Below are 25,376 nucleotides of genomic sequence, written 5' to 3'. Positions count from 1 at the left end.
CGCACTATAGAGCGCAGCCGGCTGTGTATCCGAATTGAGGCGCATCCGTCGCAGATGTGCAGCGAAGGTTGGTGACAGATCTATACACTAGCTTATAGCAAGCCAATTGGCTTCACGGTTCTAGGTGCGGTTCAGCCCAACCTTGCTAACCAAAGTTAAAGGCGCTTCTTACGTGTGCCCAACGATCGAACTTTTCGGCAGTGCCTGCGCTTGATACTCCAACGTCTCAACTCGCGCGGCGGAAAAAGCCACGTTTCGTGCGCGCGATCATCGGTATCGCCGTCGGCGCTCGGCGTCCCGTTTTTTTTCCGGCAACCGGATACCCTTGCGAACCCGGCGGCGCGGTAGTAACATGGCCGTGTTATTTCAGATGGCCATGTTAGTTAACGTGGCCGAGTGAAACATGAGCGATCGATACCTTTCTCTCGGAGCGGCTGACCGTCTGGCACGAAGCTCCCTGGATTCGCTGTTCGAAGGTAATGGCTGGCAGGTCGAGGAGGACCGTGAGACGGGTTGGATCGGAGATTTCGTTCTGACCGACCCTCACGGTCGGACGTATTACGCCGTATTGAAGACGTCGACGGAAGGGCGCTCCGACCGCGTGATACCACTTTTCTCGCAGGCTCTGTTGGAGGCACGCCTTCGATCGCAGCAAAATGGCGTCCGCCCGGCCGTTCTCATCTGGGTGGGAACCGCTTCGACGGCGCTCGTCAAAAAGCTCATGGATTTTCATCGCCAGTATGGGCAGGGTGAGCCCTTCGCCATACTGGCGGGCGAGCCGTTGTACGCTGACTTTCCCGGACTGGACCATGTGGCTGATGAACGTTCCGTTACCAGCGTGCGGCGCAGAAGCCATTCTGCGCCGCCGCCGCTCGTGTTCTCGGATCTCGCCCAGTGGATGCTCAAACTCCTGCTCGCGGCAGACATCAGCCGTGAAGGGATGATCAACGCCCCGGGCAGGACCTACCTCACGGCGACCGACCTCGCGCGCGAAGCTCGTGTATCTGTCATGTCTGCCACACGCCTCATCAATGCCCTGAAAGAAGAGAATTTCATCGAGTCCGCGCCATACTTGCGAGTCGTGCAGCGACGCAAACTGGCACAACGATGGAAAGCCGCGTACCTGAAGCCAGCTGTGGGGCTGCCCATGAAATATCTCGCGCCAGGCGTGCCTGAGGATCAGCAACTGCGAAAGCTTCTCAAGCGGGAAGGGGAAGAGGTGACGCTTGGCCAGTTCGCTGCGGCGGACGCGCTTGGCGTGGGGCACGTACGTGGCTTCATAACAACCCTCTGGGTGCCCGACCTCGCAGCCGCCGAGCATTGGCGGGGCCTGCGACTCATGCATGACGGCGAGCGGGCCGATGTGGTTTTGCGGCAGCACCCGTATCCGCAATCGCTAGGCCGGGGGCGCGTGCTTCATGAGGGGAAGTGGGTGTCCGACATCATCCAGACATGGCTTGACGTATCAGCTGATCCGTCGCGCGGTGCCGAGCAGGCGGCCGAGTTCGAGCACGGCGTTCTGGCGAACGTAGTAGGAGCGCGCGCGTGAGCGATCTGACGGAATTCAGCACGCTCGCGCTAACCCTCGAACCCTGGCGCAAGCAGATCGTATTTGTCGGCGGCTGGGCGTTTCGGCTCTACCACTACGAGCCGCGCGCCTACACGGCCGACTATAATCCGATCTTCACGCAGGATGCAGACGTGGCCTACGCGGAGCGCGAGCTGCTCGAAGGCGATATCAAGCAGGCGCTGGTTGCGGCGGGGTTCACGGAAGAGCCCAACTTTACTGGTGACTACAAGCCGCCAGCAATGCGCTACACCATGGGCGGCGACGCGAAAGGTTTCTATGCGGAGTTTCTCACCCCTCTCACGAACAGCGGGAAGAAGCGCGACCGGCAAGGGAGATTGAAAGATGATGCGACCGAATTGAAGGCTGGAGTGGTCGCGCAAAAGCTTCGTTACCTCGAAGTGCTGCTGTACAAGCCTTGGGTTGTGACCATCCCCGAGGATGATTCCGGGTTGGGCGAGGCAGTGGAAGCCGTTCGCGTGCCGAACCCGGTAAGCTTCATGATCCAGAAGCTGCTGATCCGCAAGAAGAGAGACGAACAAAACAAACTCGCGCAGGATGTGGTGTACATCCACGACACCCTGCAGATCTTCTACGCGGCGATTGAGACCGACCTCGTCCCGATCTGGAAGGAGCTCGATGGCACGCTGCATCCCAACCAGCAGAAATCCGTTCGCAATGGCGTCAAAGAACTGTTTTGGGAGATGAACGACGTCATCCGCGCAGCTGCGGAAATTCGGGGCAACGATCCCGCCCAGCTGCTACAGCTGTGCCAGGAAGGCTTCGAGGAAATTTTCGGCGAGGCTTAAAATCGTCATGGGTGACCGGCCCCGCCCAGTTGCGAGCGCACCCGTGAGGCGCGCATTTACGACGACTATGTCTTAAACATAGGCGCCACAGTCTCGCGACGCACCTGCTCGAACAAAAGGAGGATATCCGCGTGGTCCACGTGCTGCTCGGGCACAGGCATCGCCGAACGGCGCTTTTTCGCCGGTACCTGCTGAACGCTGATCTTCTTTGCCATGGTCGTGGTTGATTCACTCTCGAGTTAGGAGGCGCTTGCTATTCTGTTTATGGAGTGAGCAGGTGCATTCTGTGACGCGGCACGATTGCTGTGTCAGGAAAATGCCTTAAGACATGCACTGAAATGAACTTCCCGCAACGACGCCAGGCTCGGTGCATTCCGAGGGTGGCAGGCACTGCCGTTTTTTGTCCTCTCAGGTCGGCGAAAAGGTGAGGCTCTCCAGGAGTCGGGTCATCTAACTTCCACTCCTATCCCGGGTTGAATCAGCGTGCTCGCGACGCCGAGTGCCGGACGATCGGCTTTCACCGACGTCATCAACCACCCGTTACGGACATCCAGCTCGTAGGTCGGCCGCAGCTGGAGAGGTCGACACTAGCGTTTGCTCAATGCTGTGTGGCATAGTGCGGCCATCGCTATACCGAAGGGGGACAAATGGCAACGCTCGAAAAAGTGCAGGCACGAATCACAAAGCTTCAGGCGCAAGCTGATGCGCTCATCAGGAGTCAGTCGTCGACCGCCATCGCCAAGATTCGTGACCTGATGGAGAAGCATGGCCTGACCATCGCGGACATCGATGCACACTTAGGCAGCAAGAAACGCGGTCGTAAGCCAGGCGCCGCGGCGATCACCAAACCCACAGCTCCTGCGAGGTACCGCGATCCGAAGACGGGCGCTACCTGGACGGGACACGGCCGCGCTCCAGCATGGATTGCGAGTGCCAGGGACCGTACCAGGTTTCTGATTGACGACAGCGTCGCACAACCGGCTCCTATCGCCAGGAAGACGGCAAAACCCGGCAACTACGTGCGCGGACCCCAGGCTCCGAAATATCGCGATCCCAAAAGTGGCGCGACCTGGAGTGGGCGCGGTCGGGCACCGGCATGGCTGGCTGGCGCCAAGGATCGTTCGAAGTTTCTGATTGCTGGCGCGGAAGAGGGACTCCCGGCCTCGAAATCAGCTTCGGCCACGAAGGCAGCGGTGAAGAAAGCCGCGAGGAAAAAGCTGGTCGCAAAGAAGGGCAAGACAGTATTAACTCGATCTGCGCCGGCGAAGAAGGCCGCAGTCAAAAATGCCGTGGCGAAGAAGTCTGTGACGAAGAAAGCGCCGGCGAAAAAGGCACCGCACAGTCCAGAGGCGGTTGCACTGACCAGCGACATGGCTTCGGAAGCGGTCTCGGCCTGATTTCCGCAATTCATATGTCGCAAAGTGTTTGGTATGAGCAGGACGTCTTCGTCCTGCTCGAACAGTTCGGGTTTCTTTAACGAGCGACTGTCGGCGCGTCGCCGCTTCCCTGACCGCCGAAAAAGATCCCTCTACCATCTGAATACAAGCAAAACAGGGCGGCCGCGTCGCCAAGTCATAGCCAACAGCCCGGAGCGTATATCACGGCTTGGTGTAGCATTCGAGCGCAAGGTCTTTCGAAACCACGCCTCATTCACCTGATGACCAGAACGATCCCGTTTGCAAGAATCACCCAGGCGGCAGGCACGCGCCGGAGCAAGGCAATGCTGTTACCGATGCCGCGCGCCGGGGTTGACCGTGTCTGTCTGCAGGTACACGTCGCGCTTGATGCCATGCGGCGGGGCAGCGGCAACGTCAATGCTGCACAGACGCTATGCCAGGTGATGATCCTGACTGGCCTGCTGGCCGAAGCGGGATATGGCGAGGCGACATTCGAACAGATGCGGGACGCTGAAAGCATTCTTTCCGCCGCTTTCGATCATGGTCGCAATTTCCATGTATGGGCACTCGACGAAGAAGGATTTCGGCAATTCGCCGTGATCGTCGCGACATACGACTATCAGATGCAGCGCGCGCCGCTCGCGATAATCACCGACGCGGGTGACCGTCTGGAGCGTTTCCGTGCTGGTAAATCGTTCGACCAGATGGCGCGCAGGCACGCGTAACCGACTTCTACGACGCAGCACGTCCGTATCTGTCTCGATCTGGCTTCACAACCCGTTGCGGGTTTTTTGTTTTCGAGCCGCCGGTATACTGCACGGCTCGACCCCTACGAGAAATGCTTGTTCATGAAGGGAAGAATCGCTGATGGTGAAGCCCGCGACCGACTGATCGTCCGGATCCGCCGCAGGATGGAAGAAATTCGGCAGCGCCCCGGAAGCGCTCGCCGAATCGACCCAGCACGATAAAGACCATCCACCGCTGTATCGCGACGCGCGCGACAACGAATGGAAGAACGGCCTCGGCGACATGCCAGACTGGCTGCGCACCGCGCAGAACGCCGGAGTCGGCGCCTTCTTCCAGATCGAAACGCAAGCACACGAGCCAGCCTTGGTCGAAAGCCAGACCGTCTCAGAGCAGAAAGGTGAACGTCGCCAGCTCGGCCTTTTCGCGTAATCCAGGCTGGTTGTCTCTTCCAGCAGGATCTGGCGGTAGAAGGGCGCAGAAGCGTCCGTGATAAGAGTTGCGTTGCCCGAGGGCCGCGTGGTCGTACTATCCAATACGGAAACCATGTCCGAAGAGTCGCACAACATTGACTCGCCAGACGCAAGTGGACCACGGCCTTCAGCCACCGCTTCCATCGCGGTTGCCCGGCAAGTGTATGGTCAATGTGGCGCGGCGCAGCAGCGATGCCAAAGCAACGATGCCAAGCTCCGCCCGCTCGATCCGAACGGCCGGGTAGGCGGGTTCACCGCAACGCTTCCAGACGGCGCTGGCAACGGATGGATCGGGCGAGACCTGGTCCACGGCGTGCGTTTGGCGAGAATGTTCAGGTCTGCGGGCGGCGAGGGCAGGCCTTGCCCCGCCGATGCAACAACAGGTTCAACCATGCTGTTATTTTATCTGTCCGCTGCGGGCGAACAGGGTTCGTAATTATGCTCTGCAGAGCATAAATTACCTTGCGGTTACCCTTGAACGAAAGGCGCGCGAGAGCGGGCTGCGCGTCGCCGACAGCAGCGCAGCACGATATTCTGCCTGTGATCGCAAAAGACTAGCATTCGTGCGGTTTGGTCTGTCCGAACAATGACACAGGCCGCCTGTTACCAGATAAATTGACTTCGGCTTTGCAGGCGCGCGCCGAAACCAGAACAGGACAGAACATGCTTGCAGATACTCAATGCGAAATGAACGCCGACGTGGACTAGGCACGCGTGCGCGAATCATATCCCGCGCAGCATCCGCTGCTTAATCTGAACAATGCAGCTGTCAGCCCGCCGCCGCTCGTCGTTGAGCAGGCGGTCATCGATGCCTACCGTTTCGTCAGCAAGAATCCTGACGTCAACATGTGGACCGGCCTCGACGCGAAGCTTCCGGACATCATGCGGCAGTTGGCGACGCTCGCCGATTGCGACGCAGAGGAGATCGCGCTCAACCGAAATGCGAGTGAGGGCCTTAGCGTTGCGATTTTCGGCATCGCCTTATCAGCTGGCGAACGCGTGCTCGTGTCGCCGTGGGACTATCCGAGCGCACTGGGTGGCTGGCAACAGCGCCAGACGCGCGAGGGCGTTGTCGTCGACGCAGTGACGTTCGATCTGCGTGCGAGCGATGAGGAAGTAGTCGCTGCATATTCATCTGCCATCCGCCCCGCCACGCGCGTGCTGCACCTGACGCATATGATTCACTGGACAGGCAGGGTACTGCCGGTCGCGCGCTTGTGTGCGCTCGCGCGGGAGCGCGGCATTATTACCATCGTCGACGCAGCGCAATCTTTTGCGCAGATGCCCATCAGCTTTCGCGAACTCGGCTGCGACTTCTTCGTGACGAGCCTGCATAAATGGCTCGGCGCGCCCGTTGGCAACGGCATGCTGATCATCAATCGACGACGTTTACGCGAAACCTGGCCATTGCTCGCTCCATTCGATGCCACGCCCGACACGGCGGACAAGTTCGATCACTGGAACCTGGGCACCTACAACTCGGCGCTGCAGGCCGGCATCGAACCGGCGATCCGCCTTCATCGGGAGATCGGTGTCGCGAATATTCATGCGCGATTAAGTGCGCTGACCCGCTACTGGACCGCGCGCGCCGCTGACATCGAGGGCTTGCGCATTCACACGCCGCTCGAGGCCGATACGCTCGGCGCTGTGAGCCTGTTTTCTATCGACGGCATCGATGCCGTGCGCCTCGAACGCACTTTGCGGCAACCGTTCTCGGTTCACGTCAAATACCGGCGCGTCGGCCAGCTGGAAGGTCTGCGTGTGTCGCCGCATATCTATATGAACGAAGCGGACCTGGATGTATTCGTGGATGCACTGCACGCGGCCGTTAAAGAGGCCAACTGAGCCGGTCGTGGTCGCCGCACCGATGTGAGTGACCGAAACGAACGTCAGCAATCTGAAGCGACACGTTTTATCAGCCGCACCTGCCTCAGCAACACGCACGTTCAGCTGTATATTGAGCGTCGCCGCGAGAACTGCACACACCTTCCGTTCGGGTCATTCCGGATGCCAATCAAACGGTGAAGGGGTCAACTGCGGTGAGCCAGTGCGTCTGTTCGCGGTTGCCCCCACCGCAGCCAGAAAACGCTGGTGACTGCTATCAACACCGCGGGCAAAATGACACCACATACCAGGCCCCATCCGTAAGTCGCCAACAGACCGCCCGACGCGAACGAGCCGACGACCATGGTGCCGAACACTACGAAGTCGTAAATGGACTGCACGCGAGGGCCTTCCGTCGGCGCGTGACATGCTAACACCAGGGCGGAAGCGCCCAGGAAGCCGAAGTTCCAGCCTAGGCCGAGCAGCATGAGCGCTACCCAGAAGTGATTCACCGACAAACCGGTCATGCCTGTGACGGAGGCCAGCGCAATCAACACCAACCCCGCCAGGCTGACAGTCGGCGCACCAACGCGAGCGATCAGCCGTCCCGTGAAGAAGCTCGGCAGATACATGGCGATCACGTGGACCTCGATGCCGTAGTTGGAGTGCACACGCGGAATACCGCACAACTCCATGGCCAGTGGCGCGGACGTCATCATGAAGTTCATCATCATGTAGCTTATGACGCCGCAGAGCATGGCGACTACAAAGCGCGGCTGCCGTACGATGACAGAGCTGTCCCGGCCCTGTGCATGGGCGGAGATCGGAGGCTGGTGTTCGAACCGCACGCCCATTAGCACGATCCCCGAGAGCACCGCGGCGCCGGCGGAGGCCAGGTAGGTGACCGCGTACGCATGCGGCGACCACAGATTCATGGTGGCTGTAACCAGCTGCGGTCCCAGTATGCCGGCGGCAACGCCCCCGGCCAGCACCGTCGACATGGCCCCGGCGCGACTCTCTGCTGGCACGCATTCGGCAGCTGCGAACCGGAACGTCAGCACCACGGCTGCGTATGCGCCACCAAACAGCATGGCGACGCAGAACAGGCTGAACGATGGAATGACCAGCGCGAACGCTGCCAACAGTCCGACGATGACGCCACAGGCATTGCCAAACAGCGCAGCAGCTTTCCTGCCGTAGCGCCTCGTCACTACGCCAACCGGAAGCGTTGCAGCTGCCATGCCGACAACGAAGATGGATACAGGCAATGTCGCCAGCGCCGGCGTCGGGGCAAGCATGTGGCCGATAATCGCGCCGGTGGCATAGACGACAGTGGAGTTGGCGCCGGCCAAGGCTTGCGCAGTGGCCAAACGAACAACGTCGGCGTTGATTCTTGAAGTGGACATCAGGACGGGGTCACGCGCATCGGAGCGCTTCGGATAAAACGGGTCGACGCAAGTGTTGACTGCCTACGCGGGGATCTCGGCCTCATTCGAGTAACCAGAGATGAACGGTTTGCGCATGCTCGTCTGCGGGTCGAAGACGTGCCGCGAAATTCGTCCGATGTTCCCGCCGTAGACATGAACGCTGATCGAGACGCGATCATCATATGTGTTGGATACCCTGTGGATGTCGCCGGTATGGGGCGAAATACTCTCGACAGTTCCCGGTTTGAGGTAATCAACCCCGAGCGATCGCATCGGCTGGCCGGGCTCCCCGACTTGAAAACATTCGGCACGCTCGCCACCCCTGAGCAAACCGATCAGCGCCCAGACCGTGTGGTTATGGATCGGAGTCATCTGGCCCGGGCCCCAGACAAAGCTGACAACCGAAAAACGATCGGCCGGATCGGCGTGTAGCAGGTACTGCTGGTAGTACTGGGGATGTGGCTGCGCATACGCCTCGGGGAGCCAGTCATCGCGACGAACGATCTCGGCAAGGAGATCGTGTCCTGTGCCCAGGATTTGCGCTTCATCATCCGGGAACGTGTCAACGAGTAGCGTAAATTCGTGCACGAACTGTTTGAAGAGCGTAGCCGGAACGCGCATTACATGTCTCCTTGGCGGGGTGTCATTGTAGTCGGCGGTTCGCACTCTTGATCGGTCGATGGTGGCGAACCCTATAGCGATATCGATTGTCGACTCATGTCCTTTCCTGAGCAATTGAATCTGATTTCAAGTTGCGGACAGATTCTGGAGTCATCGAAACCATCCATACGCGTTATCGAACAGCACCTTTGAGCTCAGAGTGATATCGGCGAGCTTCCTGCCAGAACGCGTGAGCCGCAGGGGACAGTCGGTTCTGATTCAGGCACACCAATCCGATACGTCGGGACGTGCCAGGCGAAAGAGGACGGAATACCGTGCCAGAATACCGATCCGGCAGCGCCAGCTTGGCCAGAATCGAGATGCCCTTCCCACTGGCGACCAGCTCCAGTATCGACATCAGTTGCAGGAGCTCATACGTCACCCTGGGGCGCAGCCCATTTCTTGAGAACAGCCGGGTCACCAAAGCCTGCGACCCCGCACGGGTCAGGATGAACGGGTCAGCCGTCATTTCTCTGAGCGGAACGGTATCAAGTTTTGCCAGAGGGTGTCCAGAAGGCAAGACCGCGACGAGTTCATCGACGGCGAGCGTTTGCGAATCGACGTCCGTCTTGGGCAGCGTGACCGCCGCGAGTTCCAGGCGGCGCTCGATCAGGTCACGCGACGTCTGCTCGTCCGGCTTTTCTGTGACCACCACATCAACGCCAGGGTAGCGGGCCTTGAATCGCTCGATCAGCGGGGGCAGAACCCTGATCGTCGCACTGGCGCCGAACGAGCCCAAACGCAGCAGACCGGTCTTTAGCTCTGCACCGGCCAGCGCTGTGGTCTGGACGAGTTGAATGGATGCAAAGACGTCGCGGACGTGGGGAAGCACATGTTCGCCGGTATAGGTCAGCGTGACCCCTGCCGTATTGCGGTCAATCAACTCGGTTCCCAGCGCCTTTTCCAGAGCGCGCAGCGCATGACTCGTGGCCGAAGGTGACATACCGAGCTGCGCGCCGGCACTCGCTATGCCGTCTGAAGACGTGAGCGCCAGCAAAAGCTGAAGCTGCCGAAGTGTCGGTGTCGTTGTGCCGGATCGATGGCCCATTGAATTATTCCTCAAGCTTGTTTCTGCGCGTCTTCATGAAGCGCGGGTCGGAGTCCAGTGTTATGGCAAGTCCTGGTCCGTCGGGTACAGCATGGACTTCCAGTCCGTGAACATCATCGAGGAGGACGCCTGCCGAATTTACGCCGCTCCGCTCAGGTTGAAAAAAACCTCAATTGTCCATGAACGAGATGAACAAATATGATAACCCCAAGGTCAAGTTGATACCGGGATGATTGCAGGTCAACGGGTTACCCGCTGAGTCTTGACATCACGGGTTCCCTATGGAGGCATCGAGATGTCGACACGTGCGATACAAGACAGCTACCCGCCAGAGTTCGCTCACTGCTATGGCTGCGGTGCGCAAAATCCACACGGCCATCACCTCAAGAGCTATCTCGTGGGCGATGAAACGGTTGCCAGGTTCACGCCTGACATCCGGTATAGCGGCGGTGTTCCAGATCATGTCTATGGCGGGATGATCGCCTCGCTTCTCGACTGTCATGGCGCGGCATCCGCAGCCGCCTTTGCCTGTCAGAAAGAAGGGCCGGGGTCGGGTGATCTCTCTGAGCCGATCCGCTTCGTGACGGCGTCATTGAAGGTTGACTTCAAGCGGCCCGCACCACTTGGTGTTGAGCTGGTGATATGGGGGAGGCTTCGTTCACTTGAGGGACGAAAGGCCTGGATCGACCTGATTCTGAATGCAGGCGAGCTCACCTGCGCTGTCGGGGAAATGCTCGCGATCCGTCTGCCCGACCGAACAGACACCTAAGGACGATCCGACGGCAAAGCAAAGGGGATCCAGCGTCGAAAACATAAGAGCTACTAGGCCCGCCGACGCCACGCACAATTAACTATAGGAGACGAGATTGAATACTTCCGCTGAGTTGTACATGTCCGCCGGATTCGTCGGCAAGGTGCCGTTCACCAGATACGACCTTGGATGGGTCATCCTCTGCATCGGAATGGCAATCGGCGCCGGCATCGTTTTTCTGCCGCTTCAGGTTGGTATCACCGGTATCAGGGTGTTTGCTGCGTCGGTGGCGCTGTCGTATCCCGCGCTGTACATGATGCAGGAGCTATATCTGCAGACGCTGTCAGGCAGCACGGAATGCGAGCATTACGCGGGAATCGTTACCCAGTATCTCGGAAGGAACTGGGGCATCTTTCTGGCGGTAGTGTACTTTTTCATGTTGCTCAAAGGCATGCTGACCTATTCCATGGCGGTGACCTTTGATGCGGCGAAGTACCTGCAGAGCTTCGGTATGACCATAGGGCTGCTCTCGGACAGTCCGTTCTTCTCGCTGGCCATTCTGTGCCTGCTGGTCCTGGTCGCCGCGCAGGGCGAGAAGCTGATCTTCAGGGTGTCCGGCCCGCTGGTGCTTTTCAAGCTCGGCGTGGTCGTGTTGTTGGGCGTGGTGATGATTCCCCATTGGGATGTCCGCGCGAATCTGCCGTCGCTGCCGGAGTTCAAACGGTTCGTGATCGACACCATTCTCACTGTGCCGTTCACCTTGTTCTCCATCCTCTTCGTGCAGATCCTCAGCCCCATGAACATCGCTTTCCGAAAGGTGGAGAAGGACTCGCGCGTCGCTACGTATCGCGCCATTCGCGCCAACCGCATTGCGTTCGCCATCCTGGCCGTCGCGGTCCTGTTCTTTGCCACGTCGTTTGCGTTGGCACTCTCGCATGAGCAGGCGCTCTCGGCCAGGGCGCAAAACATCTCGGCGCTCGCACTGGCTGGTAGCGTGATCCATGGAGATGGTGTGCTGTACATGACCGCGGCCCTGAATGTGTTCGCAATATTAACCGCCTTCCTTGGCATCTACCTGTGCTTCGAGGAATCTATCAAAGGCATGGTCATGAACGTCCTGACGCGTATCGTTCCGCAGGAACGCGTCAATGCCCGCCTCGTATCTGCCGGCGTTTGCGTGTCTATTGTGCTCGGGCTCTGGTTCTGGGTACAGACGCGCTTCTCCATCCTGTTGCTGCAACAGTTGGCATCGCCCATCTACGGTATTGCGTCGTTCATCATTCCGTGCGTTCTGGTGTACAAGGTGCCCGCGCTTCGGAGATACGTATCCTCCAGAGTTTGGTACGTGTTTGTGTTTGGCGTGATCGTGTGCCTGTCGCCCGTGCTCAAGGCACTGGGCTACTGAAGTTGCCCCCGACGCGGCTTTCGCGAACTACGCAAGACAGAAAGAGGTAAAGAGCAATGACTCAGAATCGAAGTGCGCTGGCGGCTAGCGCAACATGGTTTGATTTCGACACCGTGGTGGACCGCAACCGTAGCAATTCACTCAAGTGGGGGAACCCGGCCGGCGCCATGACGGATGTTCAGGCACAGGCCAAGCCATTGCCCATGTGGGTGGCGGACATGGATTTCATGTCTCCGCCGGCGGTGATCGAAGCGCTGCACGAAGCCGTTTCGCACGGCATTTACGGGTACCCGGCTGGCATGACGAAAGGTTACGTCGACGCCGTGATCGGGTGGCAGCAAAAGCGCTTCGGCTGGGATGTGCCTCCTGGATGGGTAGTGCCGGTCGCCAGCGTCATTGCGGCGCTTAAAACTGTCATGCAGGCGTTCTCACAGCCTGGCGATTCGGTTCTGATCCAGCCGCCGGTCTATGTGCACTTTCATCACGATGTGGTCATCAATGGTCGCCACGTCACCGCGGCACCACTGCATTTCGATGGGCGGCGCTATCGCTTTGACGCCCAGGTGTTCGAAAACGCGATTCAAGACAACACCAAGATCTTCATTCTGTCCAACCCGCACAACCCGACGGGCAATGTGTGGACAGAAGAGGAACTGCGCACCATGGGCGAGATCTGCATGAACCACGGGGTGCTCGTGATCGCCGACGAAATTCATTGCGACTTTGTGTACGGTGCCGGAAGGAAGCACACACCGTTTGCCTCACTGGATCGACGATTCGCTCACAACAGCATCACCTGCACTTCGGCGAGCAAGACCTTCAACCTGGCCGGACTGCAATGCGGCAACATGTTCATTGCCGATAAGGTCAAGCGGGACGAGGTGATCCGCACGGTCGAGAGGAACCACAACACCCGCATCAACCTGCTCGGGATGGTGGCTACCGAAGCCGCCTTCACGCATGGCGCGACCTGGGTAGACGCGCTGGTGACCTACATCGCCCGGAACCAGCAGCACTTTGCCGAGCGCATCAATGCGCTCGATGCTGGCCTGAGGGTGATCGACATGGAATCGCTCTACCTGGCGTGGATTGACTGCCGCGCGCTTGGAATGACGCCGGAGGAGCTCGAAGACTTCATGCTCATCAAGGGCCGCGTGTGGCTTGATAAGGGCCCGAAGTTTGGCGTGGAAGGTCACGGCTTCATGCGCGCGAATCTCGGCTGCCCCCGCCAGACGGTCGACCTGGCGATTGCGCGAATATCGGAGGCGCTTGCGCAGCGTTGAGTGCCATTTTGCAGGGTGGTTGCGAAGCTGAAGGAAATTGGAGACGAAGATGATTAATGACTGGGCTGAACTGCTTTCGAATCAACGTGCTGCCGGGGCAAATCTGCTGAAAGCGAACGCGCCGGTGGGCAAGGCATTCTTTGGTCTGAACGAGTCGTTGAATGAGAGCAAAGCGCTTGACCTCAAGACACGTGAGCTCATCGCACTGGCCGTGGCAGTCACCACACGATGTGAGGGTTGTATCGCTTCACATGCTGCAGCAGCGCAAAGAGCGGGCGCAACGAAACAGGAGGTTGCGGAGGCGCTTGGAACCGCCATTGCCCTTAATGCGGGCGCCGCGTTTGTCTATTCCGCGAGAGCGATGGAGGCTTTCGGTCAGTTTGATACCTGAGGGCAGGTACCGCGCGGAAGTCAATGCGCGGGAGCCACGCGCGGCGCCAGAAAGCCGAAAGGTTTTGGATGTAACCAACCCTCCACTGAGGCCGATGTTGCTGTCGCATCTTGCGCGCAGCGGCGCGGTGAACTATTCCGAGGGAAATATGGCATGAAATCTGGACAGACGACAGCACTGGCAGGCATCAGGGTCCTCGATCTCTCCCGCATCCTGGCGGGTCCAAGTGCGACCCAGCTTCTTGGTGACCTCGGCGCCGATGTCGTCAAGGTTGAGAGACCTGACGAAGGTGACGATACGCGCAAATGGGGCCCACCGTACGTACGCGGGAAGTCGGGCGAGGAAACGGAAGAGAGCGCCTATTATCTCGCGGCCAATCGGAACAAGCGTTCGATCGCTATCGACATCGGATCGGACGCAGGTCGGCAACTCGTCCATCAACTGATTGCACATGCCGATGTGCTGGTCGAGAACTACAAGGTGGGCGGCCTGGCCAGATACGGCCTGGCGTACGAGCAGATCAGGGATCAATATCCGCGCCTGATCTACTGCTCGGTCACAGGGTTCGGGCAGACGGGCCCCTACGCCAGCCGACCCGGCTATGACTTTTTGATCCAGGGCATGGGCGGCATCATGAGCCTCACCGGGGTGCCGGACGGTGAACCAATGAAGGCTGGTGTTGGGATCGCGGACGTCATGACTGGCATGTATGCCGCCGTCGGCATCCTCGCGGCCCTCCAGCATCGGGAGCGAACGGGCGAAGGGCAGCACATCGATATTTCCCTGCTCGATACGCAGATTTCCTGGCTCGTCAATGCAGGAACGAATTATCTGGCTGATCGTCAGCTACCGGCCCGCCTGGGCAACGGCCACCCCAACATCGTTCCATACCAGGTGTTCTCAACGGCGGATGCACCGATGATCCTTGCCGTTGGCAACGATGCACAGTTTGGGCGGTTCTGCGAGGTCGCCGGGATCAACGAACTCGCGTCCGACGAACGCTTCGCGACGAACCCGATGCGAATTGGCAATCGCACAGCACTGTGCGAACTGATCGATAACACCTTACGAACACGGCATCGCGCGACATGGCTGCAGCAGCTGGAGGCAGTCGGGGTCCCGTGCGGGCCTGTGAACAATCTGGAAGACGTATTTGCCGATCCACACGTCAAAGCTCGCGGTGCCGAGTTGCACATGCCCTGTGACTGGGCGATGGATGGGGAGCTTCGTCTTCTGGCAAATCCGCTGAGGATGTCGGCTACGCCCCCGAGCTACAGGCGACCGCCGCCACGGCTGAACGAGCATGCTGCCGAAGTACTAACGGATTGGCTTGGAACAAATCAATCGCTACAGGAGACGCCATGTACGACCTGACCGCCGGGCAGTTGACTCTGCAGGCACAAGCGCGGGAGCTCGCGCAAACGGTATTTGCCTCGACCGCCACCAATACGGACCTCACGGAGGAGTATCCATGGGACAACGTCACAGCACTGCGCGACGCGGGGTTCATGGGCATGACATTGCCAAGGAGCCTGGGTGGGCGTGGTTTGTCTTACCTGGACACCGTGATCGTTATTGAGGAAATGGCCAAGGCGTGCGCCACCATGGGCCGCATCACCGTCGAGGCCAACATGGGCGCAATCGGCGCTATCGCCAGGTATGGGACGCCCGAACAACTGAAGTTGGCCGCAGAGCTGGTTCTGTCGGGGGACAAGCCCGCGATCTGTATCTCTGAGCCCAACGCTGGCAGCGCTGCCAGCGAAATGACCACGCGTGCCGACAGGAAGGGGGATGACTACATCCTCAATGGCGAGAAATACTGGATCACGGGCGGTGGCGTTTCCAGGCTGCACCTGATTTTCGCGCGTGTGTTCGACGATGGCGTGGAGCAAGGCATCGGTGCATTCATCTGCGTGCGGGATGGCAACGCACCGGCCGGTCTTGTGGTCGGCCGGAGGCTTTACGCGATGGGTGTGCGCGGCATCCCTGAAACCCATCTCGAGTTCCGCGACCTCAGGGTGCACAAGTCGATGCTCGTGATGCCCCCCGGCGGGCTGAAGCGAGGTTTCGCGGCGCTGATGACCGCCTACAACGCGCAGCGCGTCGGTGCCGGAACGGTCGCCCTGGGCATCGCACAGGGTGCCTTTGAGGAAGGTATGGCGTATCTAAAATCGCGTCAGCAGTTCGGTCGACCGATTGCCGAGTTTCAGGGACTGCAGTGGATGTTGGCCGACATGTCAACTCAACTGGAGGCCGCTCGATTGCTGTTGCGTTCTGCGGCATGCAGCGGCGCGGAGTTTCCGGATATTGACAAGGCGGCACGGGCGAAGATTTTTGCGGCCGAGACAGCCAACAAGGTCACCAACGACGCTTTGCAGTTCTACGGCTCATCTGGCTACGGGCGCGGCAATGCGATGGAGCGTCACGTACGTGATGCCCGCATGTTCACCATTGCAGGCGGTACAGCACAGATTCTGCGCACACAGGTCGCGGCCACACTTCTCGGCATGAAACTGCCGCAGACACGCGATGGGTACCTGAAGGCGGCACAGAGCAAAGAGGCCTGAGCGAGTTCCAGCCGCGAGGCACGTGGGCCACGTGCTTCGCTATCGATAACCGCCCCATCGATCTTTTTCTCCATCTGTGTCGCGCTTTTTACGACCGGGGCGCTCGACCCCGGCGAGGTACATATGAATCGTCAATTGCTTTTATGCATCGGCCGTGCGGGTACCTGCATGGGCACGATGGCATTTGCGGGTGCATTGCCCGTACTGCGTTCAGCCTGGCACATGGATGCAACGACTGCCGGCGCGATCCAGACCGCGTTCAATCTCTCCAACGCCATTGCGCTTCTAGTGGCTTCCTGGCTCTCCGATAGCTTGGGAGCCAGGCGTATGTATCTCGTCTGTACATGGGCAGGCGCTGCTGCCCTGGTCGTGTTCGCTATCTTCGCGAGGTCCCCGCATTCCGCGGGAATCCTGATCGTCTTCGTGGGGCTCACGCAAGGCGGCGCTTACACTCCAGCGCTGCTGCTCGTCTCGGACCTGAGCTTGCCGGCAGAACGCGGGCGCGCGATGGGACAGGTTCTGGCGGCCGGTTCATTCGGCTACCTCCTTTCTGTCGCTCTCTCGATGTGGGTGGCGAAGTCATGCGGCCCGTCGGCGGCCTTTGCTCTGTGCGCCATCGGCGCCCTGGCCGGCGCGATCGTTGGCCAGTTCAGCCTTAAAGACGTCGAGAACCGACGACATGAGCGTAAGGCGGCGGCGTCTGCGGAGCCAATGCGCTGGAGCAGCATTTTCGGTCCCACGTCTTTATGTCTTCTGGTCGGCTACATTGCCCATTGTTGGGAGTTGCTGGGTAGCTGGGCGTGGACTCCGACGCTGTTGGCGACTGCACTTCAACCGTCCGGCCTTGGCGCAATGTCCACCAGCCTGATTGTGGGCGGAACGGTGCACCTGTCGGGGATGATTGCCACGGGAGTCGTCGGCGCGTTGTCGGACCGATGGGGCCGGTCACGCGTGCTGGTGTACGTTGGTGCAATGGGCGCCTTGTGCTCGATGCTGATCGGTTGGTCCGCGCAGTGGGGTGCCGGCTGGGTGATCGCGCTCGTGGCCATCGGCAGCTTTTTCATTCTTGCCGATTCGGGCGTACTTTCAGCGGCCATGACGGACGAGGTGCCGGCAGCCTATCTGGGCCGCGTGATGGGTGTCAGATCGATTCTCGGGTTCGGCGCTGGAGCGCTTGCGCCCATGACATTCGGAGCAACGCTCGATTGGACGCATCAGTGGGGGTGGGCGTATATGTCACTCGCTGCTGGTGGGCTCCTCGCGTTCATCGCTGCCCTGACGTTGCGAAAAATCAACCAGCCAACGGCATGCATGTCGATCGCAACGAGATCCGTTTCCTAACCCGAATATCAGCAGCGCCTGCGCTGACGGGACATCTGACTGCGTCGGCGTCAGACGCTTCGTCGTCGCCCCGCTAGGCCACATGTGCGTGGCCTTATAAGTGGACGAGCCGCAACGGTCGACGGCGCTTGCAGCGCGAGCAAGCCGATTCCGTCAAAATTTGTCAGCCCTTTTGCATGCGGCCTCATTTCAGTCGTGAGCTGAGTCCTGGGGGGACTGCACCACCATACCGCAGTCCGTCGACGAACAGGGCCACCAGCCTGCGAGCGTCGGGAGGATCGGGGCATTCGAGTGGAGCGCAGAGGGCAGCCACCGCGCACAGCAGCTCGTCGGGCTGTATCCCTTTGCGAATGTCGCCCGAAGCGATCGCCGCATCGAGGAGACTCTGAACGACCGGGCGGAGTCGCTCCAGGAAATATGAAGGCAAGGCCTTAAAGGCGGGGTCGCCGGAATTCAGGGCGGCGGCAAGTCCACGCCTCGTCGTCACGAATCCAACATAGATATCTATCCATCCCACCAACGCCTCCCCGGCGCCAAGCGTGGCGGCAAGTTCAACGCCCGCATCCGCGCAGGCATCCACTTCGCTGCACAAAGCAGCAACGACGAGGTCGGAACGTTGCGGAAAGTGGCGGTAGATCGTGCCGATACCCACTCCCGCCTTTTGCGCGATCTCCCGCACTGGCGCATCGATTCCCGAGGATTCGAAGACAGCCAGCGCGGTTCGCAGCAACGTGTCGATGTTGCGTCGCGCGTCCGCGCGCACCGAACGCGGAGCACGTTCGCTGTCCGTCCTATTTGTCTTGCTGCTCAAGTCATTTCCCTCTTGTTAAGCGGAACAATGTTCCGTATAGTCTGCAACCGGAGCGATGTTCCGCTTACATTCTAGCGTAAGCGAATCGCGCTCGCCCATCATTTTTGAACGGAGCAGACATGCACAGCAGACCCGTGGCACTCGTTACCGGTGCAAACAAGGGAATCGGCCTTCAGATTGCGAAAGATCTGGCGTCGAAAGGCTTCAAGGTACTCGTCGGAGCGCGCAAGCTGGACCTCGGCGTGGCGGCAGCGAAAAGCGTGGGAGCAGAGGCTCAGGCCCTCCAGCTGGATGTGACGGATCAGGCGTCGATTGCGGCAACGGCTGCGCAGATCGAAGAGACGCTGGGTCGTCTTGATGTGCTGGTCAACAATGCGGGGATCTCGCGTCCAATCAAGCCGGGGATGTCCGTCGAAGAAATGAAGGACGGGGATAAGGTGAGCCGTGTGTCAGTCGACGATATGCGCTTGGTGTTCGAGACCAACGTGTTCGGGGTTGTCGCAGTCACGCAGGCAATGCTGCCGCTTCTTCGAAAAGCACCGGCGGGCCGCATCGTCAACGTTTCGAGCGCAGGTGGCTCTCTCACGCTGAAGGACAACCCCGCGGATTACTCGCGACAGTACGTCGGGGTGTACCAAACGTCGAAAACCGCACTCAATGCAGTGACGCAGGCGTTCGCCATCGAACTGGAGGGAACCGGCATCAAGGTCAATGCGGTCTGTCCGGGGTTCACCGCAACGGATCTGAGCAACTATGCCCCCGGGGCTGGATCCGTTGAGGATGCGGCACGGGAGCCCGTTCGCCTCGCACTCCTTGACGCGAATGGGCCGACTGGCACATTCTCGAACGCCGCGGGTCCGCTTCCCTGGTGAGGTGGTCTCCGAAAACGCCAAGGCTAGCTGAACCATGATCGTCTGACCGCACGGCCGGGTCTGGCGCGCCTCATCGATGATGAACGCGCCGTCCCGATCGGCAGACGGACCGGCATCGTTCAACCCTCGCCAAACCCGTCGTCTGGGTGCAGCGCTTCGAGCGGCTCGATGATCGTCCTCACCGAGTGAGCTCCGTGACAAATTCGTCAATCCGGTCGAGCGCGTCCAGCACCCGGTCGGGCAAGGTGCCTTCGCGTCGCGACGGCACCGATGGGGTGCGCCATTCAGCACCGACTGCGCCATGCTGTGGATCTCCAGGAGATCGTCGCGTATCCCCTCGGGATCATCAAGTTGGTGGCGGATGCGATCGACGATATCGACGGTGGCCAGCAGGCGGGTTGTGTCGTAGTTCGATTCGAGCCGCTCGAGCAGGCGGTGTCGACATCGCCGAAACAGGTCGTCGTGGTGGCCGTGCGTGCAGTCATGAACGGGATGCCTAGGTACGGGCAGCCTGGCCGAACAGCGGATCCCTGATCCGGGCTTCCGGCCGACGATCCAGGTGCAGTTTGTAGTGACCGAAGCGCCGGATGTTGTGGGTCGGATACGGGCTCAGAAACTCGATATCCTCCGCGCGCACTTTCTCGCCGTTTGCCGCCATCTCGCGCAGCGCCTGCATCATGTCAGCCGTGTTTTGCAAAATCACGGCCGACGCGATCAGGTCGTTGTAGCGAAGCCGCTTCTGCTGCTCCTCTGGCTCGTTCTCGGCGATCACGTCCCCTCCGAATGACAGCCACTTCGAGAAGCCATTGTACGACTCGATCTTGATGCCCCTATTTGCTGCCGAGCTTCTCATTGAGCAGCGCCCAGGTCATCATTCCAAGCACACCCAGCGGCAAACCCTTCGGGTGTCACCGCTAGCAGACTATGCATCAGGAAGCCACACCCGTTATCGGCTGTCCAGTAACCCAATCCTTCTGTGGCGCGAAGATGCGATAGGTTGAATTCGGTCGTGTCCTGTAGCGCCAGCACCACCGGTACCTGGTTCATGCGCCCCAAGGCGGCGTATTCCCGTACGCGTCACGGGCATCGATCTCGGCCCCGAATGCAACCAACTCCTTAAGGACCTCGTGGTTGTCATTCAGTGCGGCCTTTGTGTAGCGCCGTCGCTCCCTTGGAGCGTCGTTTGACGTCGTTCTGCCGCATTCAAAAAGGTGGAAGCGGTCGCAACCGTGCGCCGCATACAACATGGCGTCCCGATTGCTCCTGGCGCGCCCGCCGTCTCAACGCCCCTCGTGCACAAAGCGGACCGGCATCCATGAGCCATGCTCACTGCTCCATGAGAACATACCATTGTTGCCCCGCATTTCGCGCTGCTAGTCTAGCTGCAATACGAGGTCACGCCGCCGGCGTGCCGTCTACTGCGAAAGGAAGTCATCGTGAAGCTCCATTGTGAAACGCCAGCAAACGGCGCAGGTGCAGGAAAAGTCGGATCGATTTTCGATGAAGTTATCGACCGCAAAAGCTCCAATTCACTCAAGTGGGCGTTCGGCGAGAAGTTGCTGACGGCACAGGAATTCGCGGCCGATCCGCTGCCGATGTGGGTGGCGGATATGGATTTCAGGGCGCCGCAAGTCGTCATCGATGCACTGCATGAGGCCGTTGAGTTCGGTGTATTCGGGTATTCACGCGGAGCGACCGAGAGCTACGTCTGCGCAATAACCGGCTGGCAGGCAAAGCGCTTTGGCTGGGAGGTCCCGAGCGAGTGGGTGCTTCAATCCAGCGGCATCATCACCGCGTTGAAAACAGCCATCCAGGCGTTCTCTTCGCCGGGTGACTCGGTCCTGATTCAGCCGCCCGTGTATGCGCATTTTCACGACGATGTTCTGCTGAACGGGCGCCAGCTGACCTGTGCGCCGCTCGAGCGCACGGGAACCGTATATCGCTTTGACGAAAAGACGTTCGAAGCAGCGATCAGGCACAACACGAAACTCTTCATTCTGAGCAATCCGCACAATCCGACGGGCAACGTCTGGTCGGAAGGCGAACTGCGTGCGATGGGGGAAATCTGCCTGCGACATGGCGTGCTCGTGATTTCGGACGAGATTCACCAGGATCTCATCGTGAATCCATTCAAGAAACACATCCCATTTGCGTCGCTCGGGAAAGTGTTTGCGGAGAACAGCATCACCTGCACCGCGCCGAGCAAGACCTTCAACCTGCCGGGACTTCAAAGCGCGAATCTTTTCGTGCCCAATCGCTGCATTCGCGACGAATTGCGTCGGCAGTTCGACAGGAACATGTACCCATCCGTCAACACGCTGGGGATGGTCGCCGCCGAAGCCGCTTATTCTCGTGGTGAGCCGTGGCTCGAAGAGTTACTGCGGTATCTGCGTGAAAATCACACGTACTTCCGAAATGCGGTCCACAGCCTCACGTCGAAGATCGAGGTTCTACCTGCCGATTCGCTGTACCTTGCCTGGATGGATTGCCGGGGACTGGCGATGGACCCCGACGTCCTCAAGCATTTCATGCTGACGGGCGCGCGACTGTGGCTGGACAACGGGCCGAAGTTTGGCATCGAGGGGCATGGGTACATGCGCGCAAACCTTGGCTGTCCGCGTTCCACCGTGGACGAAGCAATTCGCCGTCTGACCACCGCGCTCGCTGAACTCTGAAACAGCAATTGGCGAGAGCGAACTAGCGTCCCGTTCAACGACGGCGCGACGAAAATCCATGCGTGGTCGCATCCGTGCAACACCCGATGCGCTGAGCCGATGCTAACGCCGAAAGCGGCGTGACACAGGACTACGATGCACGGGGCACCCCTTTAGACGACCTACATCGGACAGCGCAATTGGCACGGCCATCGACGCTACGGAAAGTGATTTGTTCTGGAACCTGAGAAAGCAAATTGTGTAATTAGGATGACGATATAAATATAAGAAGCCTGTGCAGCCGAAGAAGCTGACTATGGCTCAAAGACAGCGATGCATAACGGTGTGCGCGCCAGGCGTTCCACGCCCAGCTTGCGATCTGACCTTCTTTCCAACCTGAAAAAAACAACAATCGATCAACTTCCTTGGAGGCGACATGAACAACAACATCGAAGCACAGGCATACGAGCGGGAAGATCTGAAAAGAGATCTTAAGAACCGCCATATCCAGATGATTGCCATCGGCGGCGCAATTGGCACAGGACTGTTCTACGGATCTTCCTGGGCAATCAGAACGGCTGGTCCGGCCATTCTGCTGGTCTTTCTGCTTGCCGCTATCGCGATCTATTTCGTCATGCGGGCACTCGGTGAAATGGCCGTGGAAGAGCCGGTGTCCGGTTCCTACGTGTCGTATTCAAACCGCTACATTCACCGCTTCGCAGGCTTTCTGAACGGCTGGAACGCGTTCATCTTTCTGCTCGCCACCAGTGCGGCCGATCTGAATGCGTTGGGGAATTACGTTCATTTCTGGTTCCCGCACATTCCGATCTGGGTGACGGCCGGCGCCGCGGTATCGCTGATGTTTGTTGTCAATATCATCGGCGTCAAGATATACGGTGAGGCGGAGTTCTGGTTCTCGCTCGTCAAGGTGATCGCGATCGTCGCCATGATCATCTTTGGCGTCGGCATGATCGTGTTTGGCATCGGCAACAACGGCGTGCCCGTCGGTTATCACAACCTCGTCGACCACGGCGGATTCTTTGCCAAGGGGGCGAGCGGCACATTCCTCGCGGTCGTGATGGTCGCGTTCTCGTTCGGCGGTGTCGAAAATCTCGGTCTCGCGGCCGGCGAAGCGAAGGATGTCAAAACGATGATGCCGAAGGCCGTCAATGCCACGTTCTGGCGACTGCTGATTTTCTACGTCGGTGCGATCGCGGTCCTGCTGATGGTATTCCCGTGGACGGCGTTGACAACGAAGGGTAGCCCGTTCGTCGAGGTCTTCACGAAGATCGGCATTCCGGCCGCAGCGAGCATCATGAACCTGGTCGTGATCATGGCGGTGCTGTCGGCGGTCAATGCGAGCGTGTTCACCAATAGCCGCACGTTCTACAACCTGTCGCTGCAGAAGAACGCACCGGCCTTTCTCGGCGTCACCAATTCACGCAAGGTACCGCACCGCGCAATCCTGATGGTGTTTGCCGCGATGTTCGCGGGCGTGCTGCTGAACTACATCATGCCTGAGCAGGCGTTCGAACTGTTTTCTTCGGTGACTGTGTTCGCGCTGGTCTGTGCGTGGGGCTCCATCGTCATCAGCCATCTCAGGTTCCGGAAGCTGAAGATCCAGAACGGGGAAGAAGACCAGATCGCATACCGGATGCCGTTCTACCCCTACAGCAACTACATCGCGCTCGCTTTCGTGGCGGCGGTACTGGTCGGTATCGCGATCCTGCCGGACATGCGCATGTCGCTGGTCGTTTCGGCCGTCTGGGTGCTGGTCGTGTATGCGGCCTACCGGTTCTACGTCCGCAAGGACGTGTCTCAGGCGCGTGACGAACTTGAAGTCGGCAAGCCGGAGGATCAACTGGCCTGAGAGCCATCCGGTGCCCGCGCGGAGCATCGAAACGATTTCGCGACTTCCTTAAGCCTATGAGGGCGGACTACCACGGACCACCGTGGCAGCCGCCCCTTAATGCATTGACGCGTGCCGCGCGCTGATTTGCCATCATTCGCTGGCGACACGGGCAGTTGGCGACGCAGACCGGTTTCCCGCCTCCTCGCCACGACCGCGCATATAGACCTGCGGGCTGCTGCCCATTTCGAGACGAAACGCATACACGAATGCCGATGTCGAGCCGTAGCCAAGCTCCATCGCTGTGCGGGTGACGCCCATGCCGCCGCCAAGCAGTTCGATCGCCCTGAACAGCCTCATTCGGCGGCGCCACGACCGCAAGCTCATCCCCGTCTCGCTGACGAAACGTCGCGCCAGCGTACGGGCCGACATGCCTAGCACGCGCCCCCAGTCTTCCGGTCCACGCGGATCTGCCGGATCTGAATAAAGCGCTTCGCAAAGCGTCGCGAGCGCGCCGTCTCTCGGCCACGGCAACGCGGTCGGCAGTGGCCGCGTGCGCCGGAGCTGGTCGAGAATGAGATGGGTGATTCGACCGGCATAGCCGTCATCGTCTTGCCGCCCTTCGATGGCCGCCGCTTCGATGATGAGCGCCTTCAGCAGCGGCGAAACCGCGAACATCATCGGAGCCGTGCCTGCGAGCGCGCGGCCGGTCTCTTCGGCTATCCACAGACTGCGAAACTCAGCGCCGAGAAGCGAACCCACTTTGTGACGAAGCCCGGTCGGCAACCACACGGCCTGCTCCGGAGAGATCACGAGCGACCCGCCTTCCGATATTACCGTCAACGCCCCGGAAATCGCGTAGACCATCTGATGCCAGCGATGCGAGTGCTCCGGAAAGAAGTGACGCGCCGGAATGAACTGCGCACGGACTGTGAGCGGTGCGGGAGGCATGGCGTCCGCCGGGGCTTCGATTGTTTCCCAGTTCATGTCGTTCGTCCGATTGGCAGATATTCTATACATTCTGGCTACCAGTCGAAATACAGTCACGGGAAAACCGGGTTTAATGACCTTCCCGCGTTTTGAAGCGCTACAGGGCCGGTCGCAACTGACAGCCGTGCCCGATTGCTAACGAATTTCCGGAGTATCCGATTTATGGGCCGCCTCGACCGCTACGACCTGCCGCTTTCGACAACATCCGACCATGCCGCGGAGCGATACCGTACGGGTGTCGACCTGCTTCTGTCGCTGTGGCCGGGCGCCGGGGACGCACTGGACGAGGCGATCGCGGCCGACCCCGATTTCGCGCTGGCGTATGCCGCCCGCGCGCGCCTGCATGCGATTAGCGTGCAGCCGGCCCAGGCTCGCGCACATATCGTGAAGGCGCTCGATCTCGTCGCCCGTAACGGGACGGAACGTGAGCGCAGCCACGTCGACGTGCTGTCGCTGGCCATCCACGGACAGGCGGCCAGGGCACTCACCGCCGCGCTCGCGCACACCGACCGC

At 59.7% G+C, this 25,376-nt stretch carries 22 protein-coding genes and 3 pseudogenes; 16 read left to right on the top strand and 9 right to left on the bottom strand.

What is annotated here, in order from left to right; genetic code table 11:
• Nucleotides 1-403 precede the first annotated feature (403 nt).
• Together AABE10_RS34385 and AABE10_RS34380 are read left to right on the top strand one after the other, a co-directional pair.
• On the top strand, nucleotides 404-1,549 hold the full coding sequence (locus tag AABE10_RS34385) for an RpiR family transcriptional regulator (protein ID WP_342937543.1): 1,146 nt from the start codon (nucleotides 404-406) through the stop codon (nucleotides 1,547-1,549).
• Nucleotides 1,546-2,376, top strand: a complete 831-nt coding sequence (locus tag AABE10_RS34380; protein WP_342937542.1) for a GSU2403 family nucleotidyltransferase fold protein — start codon at nucleotides 1,546-1,548, stop codon at nucleotides 2,374-2,376. Before AABE10_RS34385 ends, AABE10_RS34380 begins: the two co-directional genes overlap by 4 nt.
• Before the next feature lie 65 nt (nucleotides 2,377-2,441).
• Here AABE10_RS34380 and AABE10_RS34375 read toward each other — a convergent pair whose 3' ends face one another.
• Nucleotides 2,442-2,591, bottom strand: a complete 150-nt coding sequence (locus AABE10_RS34375; RefSeq protein WP_342937541.1) for a hypothetical protein — start codon at nucleotides 2,589-2,591, stop codon at nucleotides 2,442-2,444.
• A 432-nt stretch (nucleotides 2,592-3,023) separates the two neighbouring features.
• On the opposite strand from AABE10_RS34375, the gene AABE10_RS34370 reads away from it, so the two are divergent.
• A complete protein-coding gene (locus tag AABE10_RS34370; RefSeq protein ID WP_342937540.1) occupies nucleotides 3,024-3,773 on the top strand; it encodes an H-NS family nucleoid-associated regulatory protein in 750 nt (249 codons plus the stop codon).
• Nucleotides 3,774-4,033: 260 nt separating this feature from the next.
• Nucleotides 4,034-4,498, top strand: coding sequence for a hypothetical protein (locus AABE10_RS34365; RefSeq protein WP_342937539.1), 465 nt, complete (start codon nucleotides 4,034-4,036; stop codon nucleotides 4,496-4,498).
• Between the two features lie 45 nt (nucleotides 4,499-4,543).
• Here the strand turns inward: AABE10_RS34365 and AABE10_RS34360 are convergent, their stop codons facing one another.
• A complete protein-coding gene (locus AABE10_RS34360) occupies nucleotides 4,544-5,134 on the bottom strand; it encodes a hypothetical protein (protein ID WP_342937538.1) in 591 nt (196 codons plus the stop codon).
• 570 nt (nucleotides 5,135-5,704) lie between these two features.
• Between AABE10_RS34360 and AABE10_RS34355 the strand changes: the two genes are divergently transcribed.
• Nucleotides 5,705-6,835, top strand: a complete 1,131-nt coding sequence (locus AABE10_RS34355; RefSeq protein ID WP_342937537.1) for an aminotransferase class V-fold PLP-dependent enzyme — start codon at nucleotides 5,705-5,707, stop codon at nucleotides 6,833-6,835.
• A gap of 185 nt (nucleotides 6,836-7,020) precedes the next feature.
• On the opposite strand, the gene AABE10_RS34350 is transcribed toward AABE10_RS34355, so the two are convergent.
• The 3 genes from AABE10_RS34350 to AABE10_RS34340 form a co-directional block, all read right to left on the bottom strand.
• Nucleotides 7,021-8,220, bottom strand: a complete 1,200-nt coding sequence (locus tag AABE10_RS34350; RefSeq protein WP_342937536.1) for an MFS transporter — start codon at nucleotides 8,218-8,220, stop codon at nucleotides 7,021-7,023.
• A gap of 63 nt (nucleotides 8,221-8,283) precedes the next feature.
• The gene (locus tag AABE10_RS34345) at nucleotides 8,284-8,862 is read right to left on the bottom strand and encodes a cysteine dioxygenase (RefSeq protein WP_342937535.1); all 579 of its coding nucleotides are present in this window, start codon (nucleotides 8,860-8,862) and stop codon (nucleotides 8,284-8,286) included.
• A 172-nt stretch (nucleotides 8,863-9,034) separates the two neighbouring features.
• On the bottom strand, nucleotides 9,035-9,949 hold the full coding sequence (locus AABE10_RS34340) for a LysR family transcriptional regulator (RefSeq protein ID WP_342937534.1): 915 nt from the start codon (nucleotides 9,947-9,949) through the stop codon (nucleotides 9,035-9,037).
• Between the two features lie 295 nt (nucleotides 9,950-10,244).
• Between AABE10_RS34340 and AABE10_RS34335 the strand changes: the two genes are divergently transcribed.
• The 7 genes from AABE10_RS34335 (at nucleotide 10,245) to AABE10_RS34305 (ending at nucleotide 17,687) form a co-directional block, all read left to right on the top strand.
• Nucleotides 10,245-10,718, top strand: a complete 474-nt coding sequence (locus AABE10_RS34335) for a PaaI family thioesterase (RefSeq protein WP_342937533.1) — start codon at nucleotides 10,245-10,247, stop codon at nucleotides 10,716-10,718.
• A 97-nt stretch (nucleotides 10,719-10,815) separates the two neighbouring features.
• The gene (locus AABE10_RS34330) at nucleotides 10,816-12,105 is read left to right on the top strand and encodes a transporter (protein WP_342937532.1); all 1,290 of its coding nucleotides are present in this window, start codon (nucleotides 10,816-10,818) and stop codon (nucleotides 12,103-12,105) included.
• 56 nt (nucleotides 12,106-12,161) lie between these two features.
• Nucleotides 12,162-13,388 (top strand): MalY/PatB family protein, encoded by a 1,227-nt coding sequence (locus tag AABE10_RS34325; RefSeq protein WP_342937531.1) that lies wholly within the window; start codon nucleotides 12,162-12,164, stop codon nucleotides 13,386-13,388.
• A 49-nt stretch (nucleotides 13,389-13,437) separates the two neighbouring features.
• Nucleotides 13,438-13,779: a carboxymuconolactone decarboxylase family protein gene (locus AABE10_RS34320; protein ID WP_342937530.1), complete on the top strand. Its 342-nt coding sequence runs from the start codon at nucleotides 13,438-13,440 to the stop codon at nucleotides 13,777-13,779.
• A 153-nt stretch (nucleotides 13,780-13,932) separates the two neighbouring features.
• Complete coding sequence (locus AABE10_RS34315; RefSeq protein ID WP_342937529.1) at nucleotides 13,933-15,153, top strand: CaiB/BaiF CoA-transferase family protein; 1,221 nt, start codon at nucleotides 13,933-13,935, stop codon at nucleotides 15,151-15,153.
• Nucleotides 15,141-16,346: a 3-sulfinopropanoyl-CoA desulfinase gene (acdA, locus tag AABE10_RS34310; RefSeq protein ID WP_342937528.1), complete on the top strand. Its 1,206-nt coding sequence runs from the start codon at nucleotides 15,141-15,143 to the stop codon at nucleotides 16,344-16,346. Before AABE10_RS34315 ends, acdA begins: the two co-directional genes overlap by 13 nt.
• Nucleotides 16,347-16,469: 123 nt before the next feature.
• Nucleotides 16,470-17,687, top strand: coding sequence for an MFS transporter (locus tag AABE10_RS34305; protein ID WP_342937527.1), 1,218 nt, complete (start codon nucleotides 16,470-16,472; stop codon nucleotides 17,685-17,687).
• Between the two features lie 184 nt (nucleotides 17,688-17,871).
• Here AABE10_RS34305 and AABE10_RS34300 read toward each other — a convergent pair whose 3' ends face one another.
• A complete protein-coding gene (locus AABE10_RS34300; protein ID WP_342937526.1) occupies nucleotides 17,872-18,498 on the bottom strand; it encodes a TetR/AcrR family transcriptional regulator in 627 nt (208 codons plus the stop codon).
• A 119-nt stretch (nucleotides 18,499-18,617) separates the two neighbouring features.
• Between AABE10_RS34300 and AABE10_RS34295 the strand changes: the two genes are divergently transcribed.
• Entirely contained in the window at nucleotides 18,618-19,370 is a 753-nt protein-coding gene (locus AABE10_RS34295; protein WP_342937525.1) for an SDR family oxidoreductase, read from the top strand.
• Nucleotides 19,371-19,489: 119 nt separating this feature from the next.
• Here the strand turns inward: AABE10_RS34295 and tnpC are convergent.
• Both tnpC and AABE10_RS34285 read right to left on the bottom strand, forming a co-directional pair.
• A pseudogene (gene tnpC / locus AABE10_RS34290) lies at nucleotides 19,490-19,855 on the bottom strand (Tn3 family transposase post-transcriptional regulator TnpC).
• Nucleotides 19,856-19,866: 11 nt separating this feature from the next.
• A pseudogene (locus AABE10_RS34285) lies at nucleotides 19,867-20,235 on the bottom strand (Tn3 family transposase); the annotation flags it as partial.
• A gap of 571 nt (nucleotides 20,236-20,806) precedes the next feature.
• Between AABE10_RS34285 and AABE10_RS34280 the strand changes: the two are divergent.
• A complete protein-coding gene (locus AABE10_RS34280) occupies nucleotides 20,807-22,045 on the top strand; it encodes a MalY/PatB family protein (protein ID WP_342937524.1) in 1,239 nt (412 codons plus the stop codon).
• A gap of 415 nt (nucleotides 22,046-22,460) precedes the next feature.
• Nucleotides 22,461-23,894 carry an amino acid permease gene (locus AABE10_RS34275; protein WP_342937523.1) on the top strand — a complete coding sequence of 478 codons (1,434 nt, stop codon included), beginning with the start codon at nucleotides 22,461-22,463 and terminating at the stop codon, nucleotides 23,892-23,894.
• 132 nt (nucleotides 23,895-24,026) lie between these two features.
• Here AABE10_RS34275 and AABE10_RS34270 read toward each other — a convergent pair whose 3' ends face one another.
• Nucleotides 24,027-24,824 (bottom strand): helix-turn-helix transcriptional regulator, encoded by a 798-nt coding sequence (locus AABE10_RS34270; protein ID WP_342937566.1) that lies wholly within the window; start codon nucleotides 24,822-24,824, stop codon nucleotides 24,027-24,029.
• A gap of 201 nt (nucleotides 24,825-25,025) precedes the next feature.
• Here AABE10_RS34270 and AABE10_RS34265 point away from each other — a divergent pair.
• Nucleotides 25,026-25,376, top strand: a pseudogene (locus AABE10_RS34265) (tetratricopeptide repeat protein); the annotation flags it as partial.

The sequence above is a fragment of the Paraburkholderia diazotrophica genome (assembly GCF_038900755.1).
GTDB lineage: Bacteria > Pseudomonadota > Gammaproteobacteria > Burkholderiales > Burkholderiaceae > Paraburkholderia > Paraburkholderia diazotrophica_A.
Note: the sequence above shows the minus strand (reverse complement) of the source record. Positions and strands in the feature narration are given on the sequence as shown.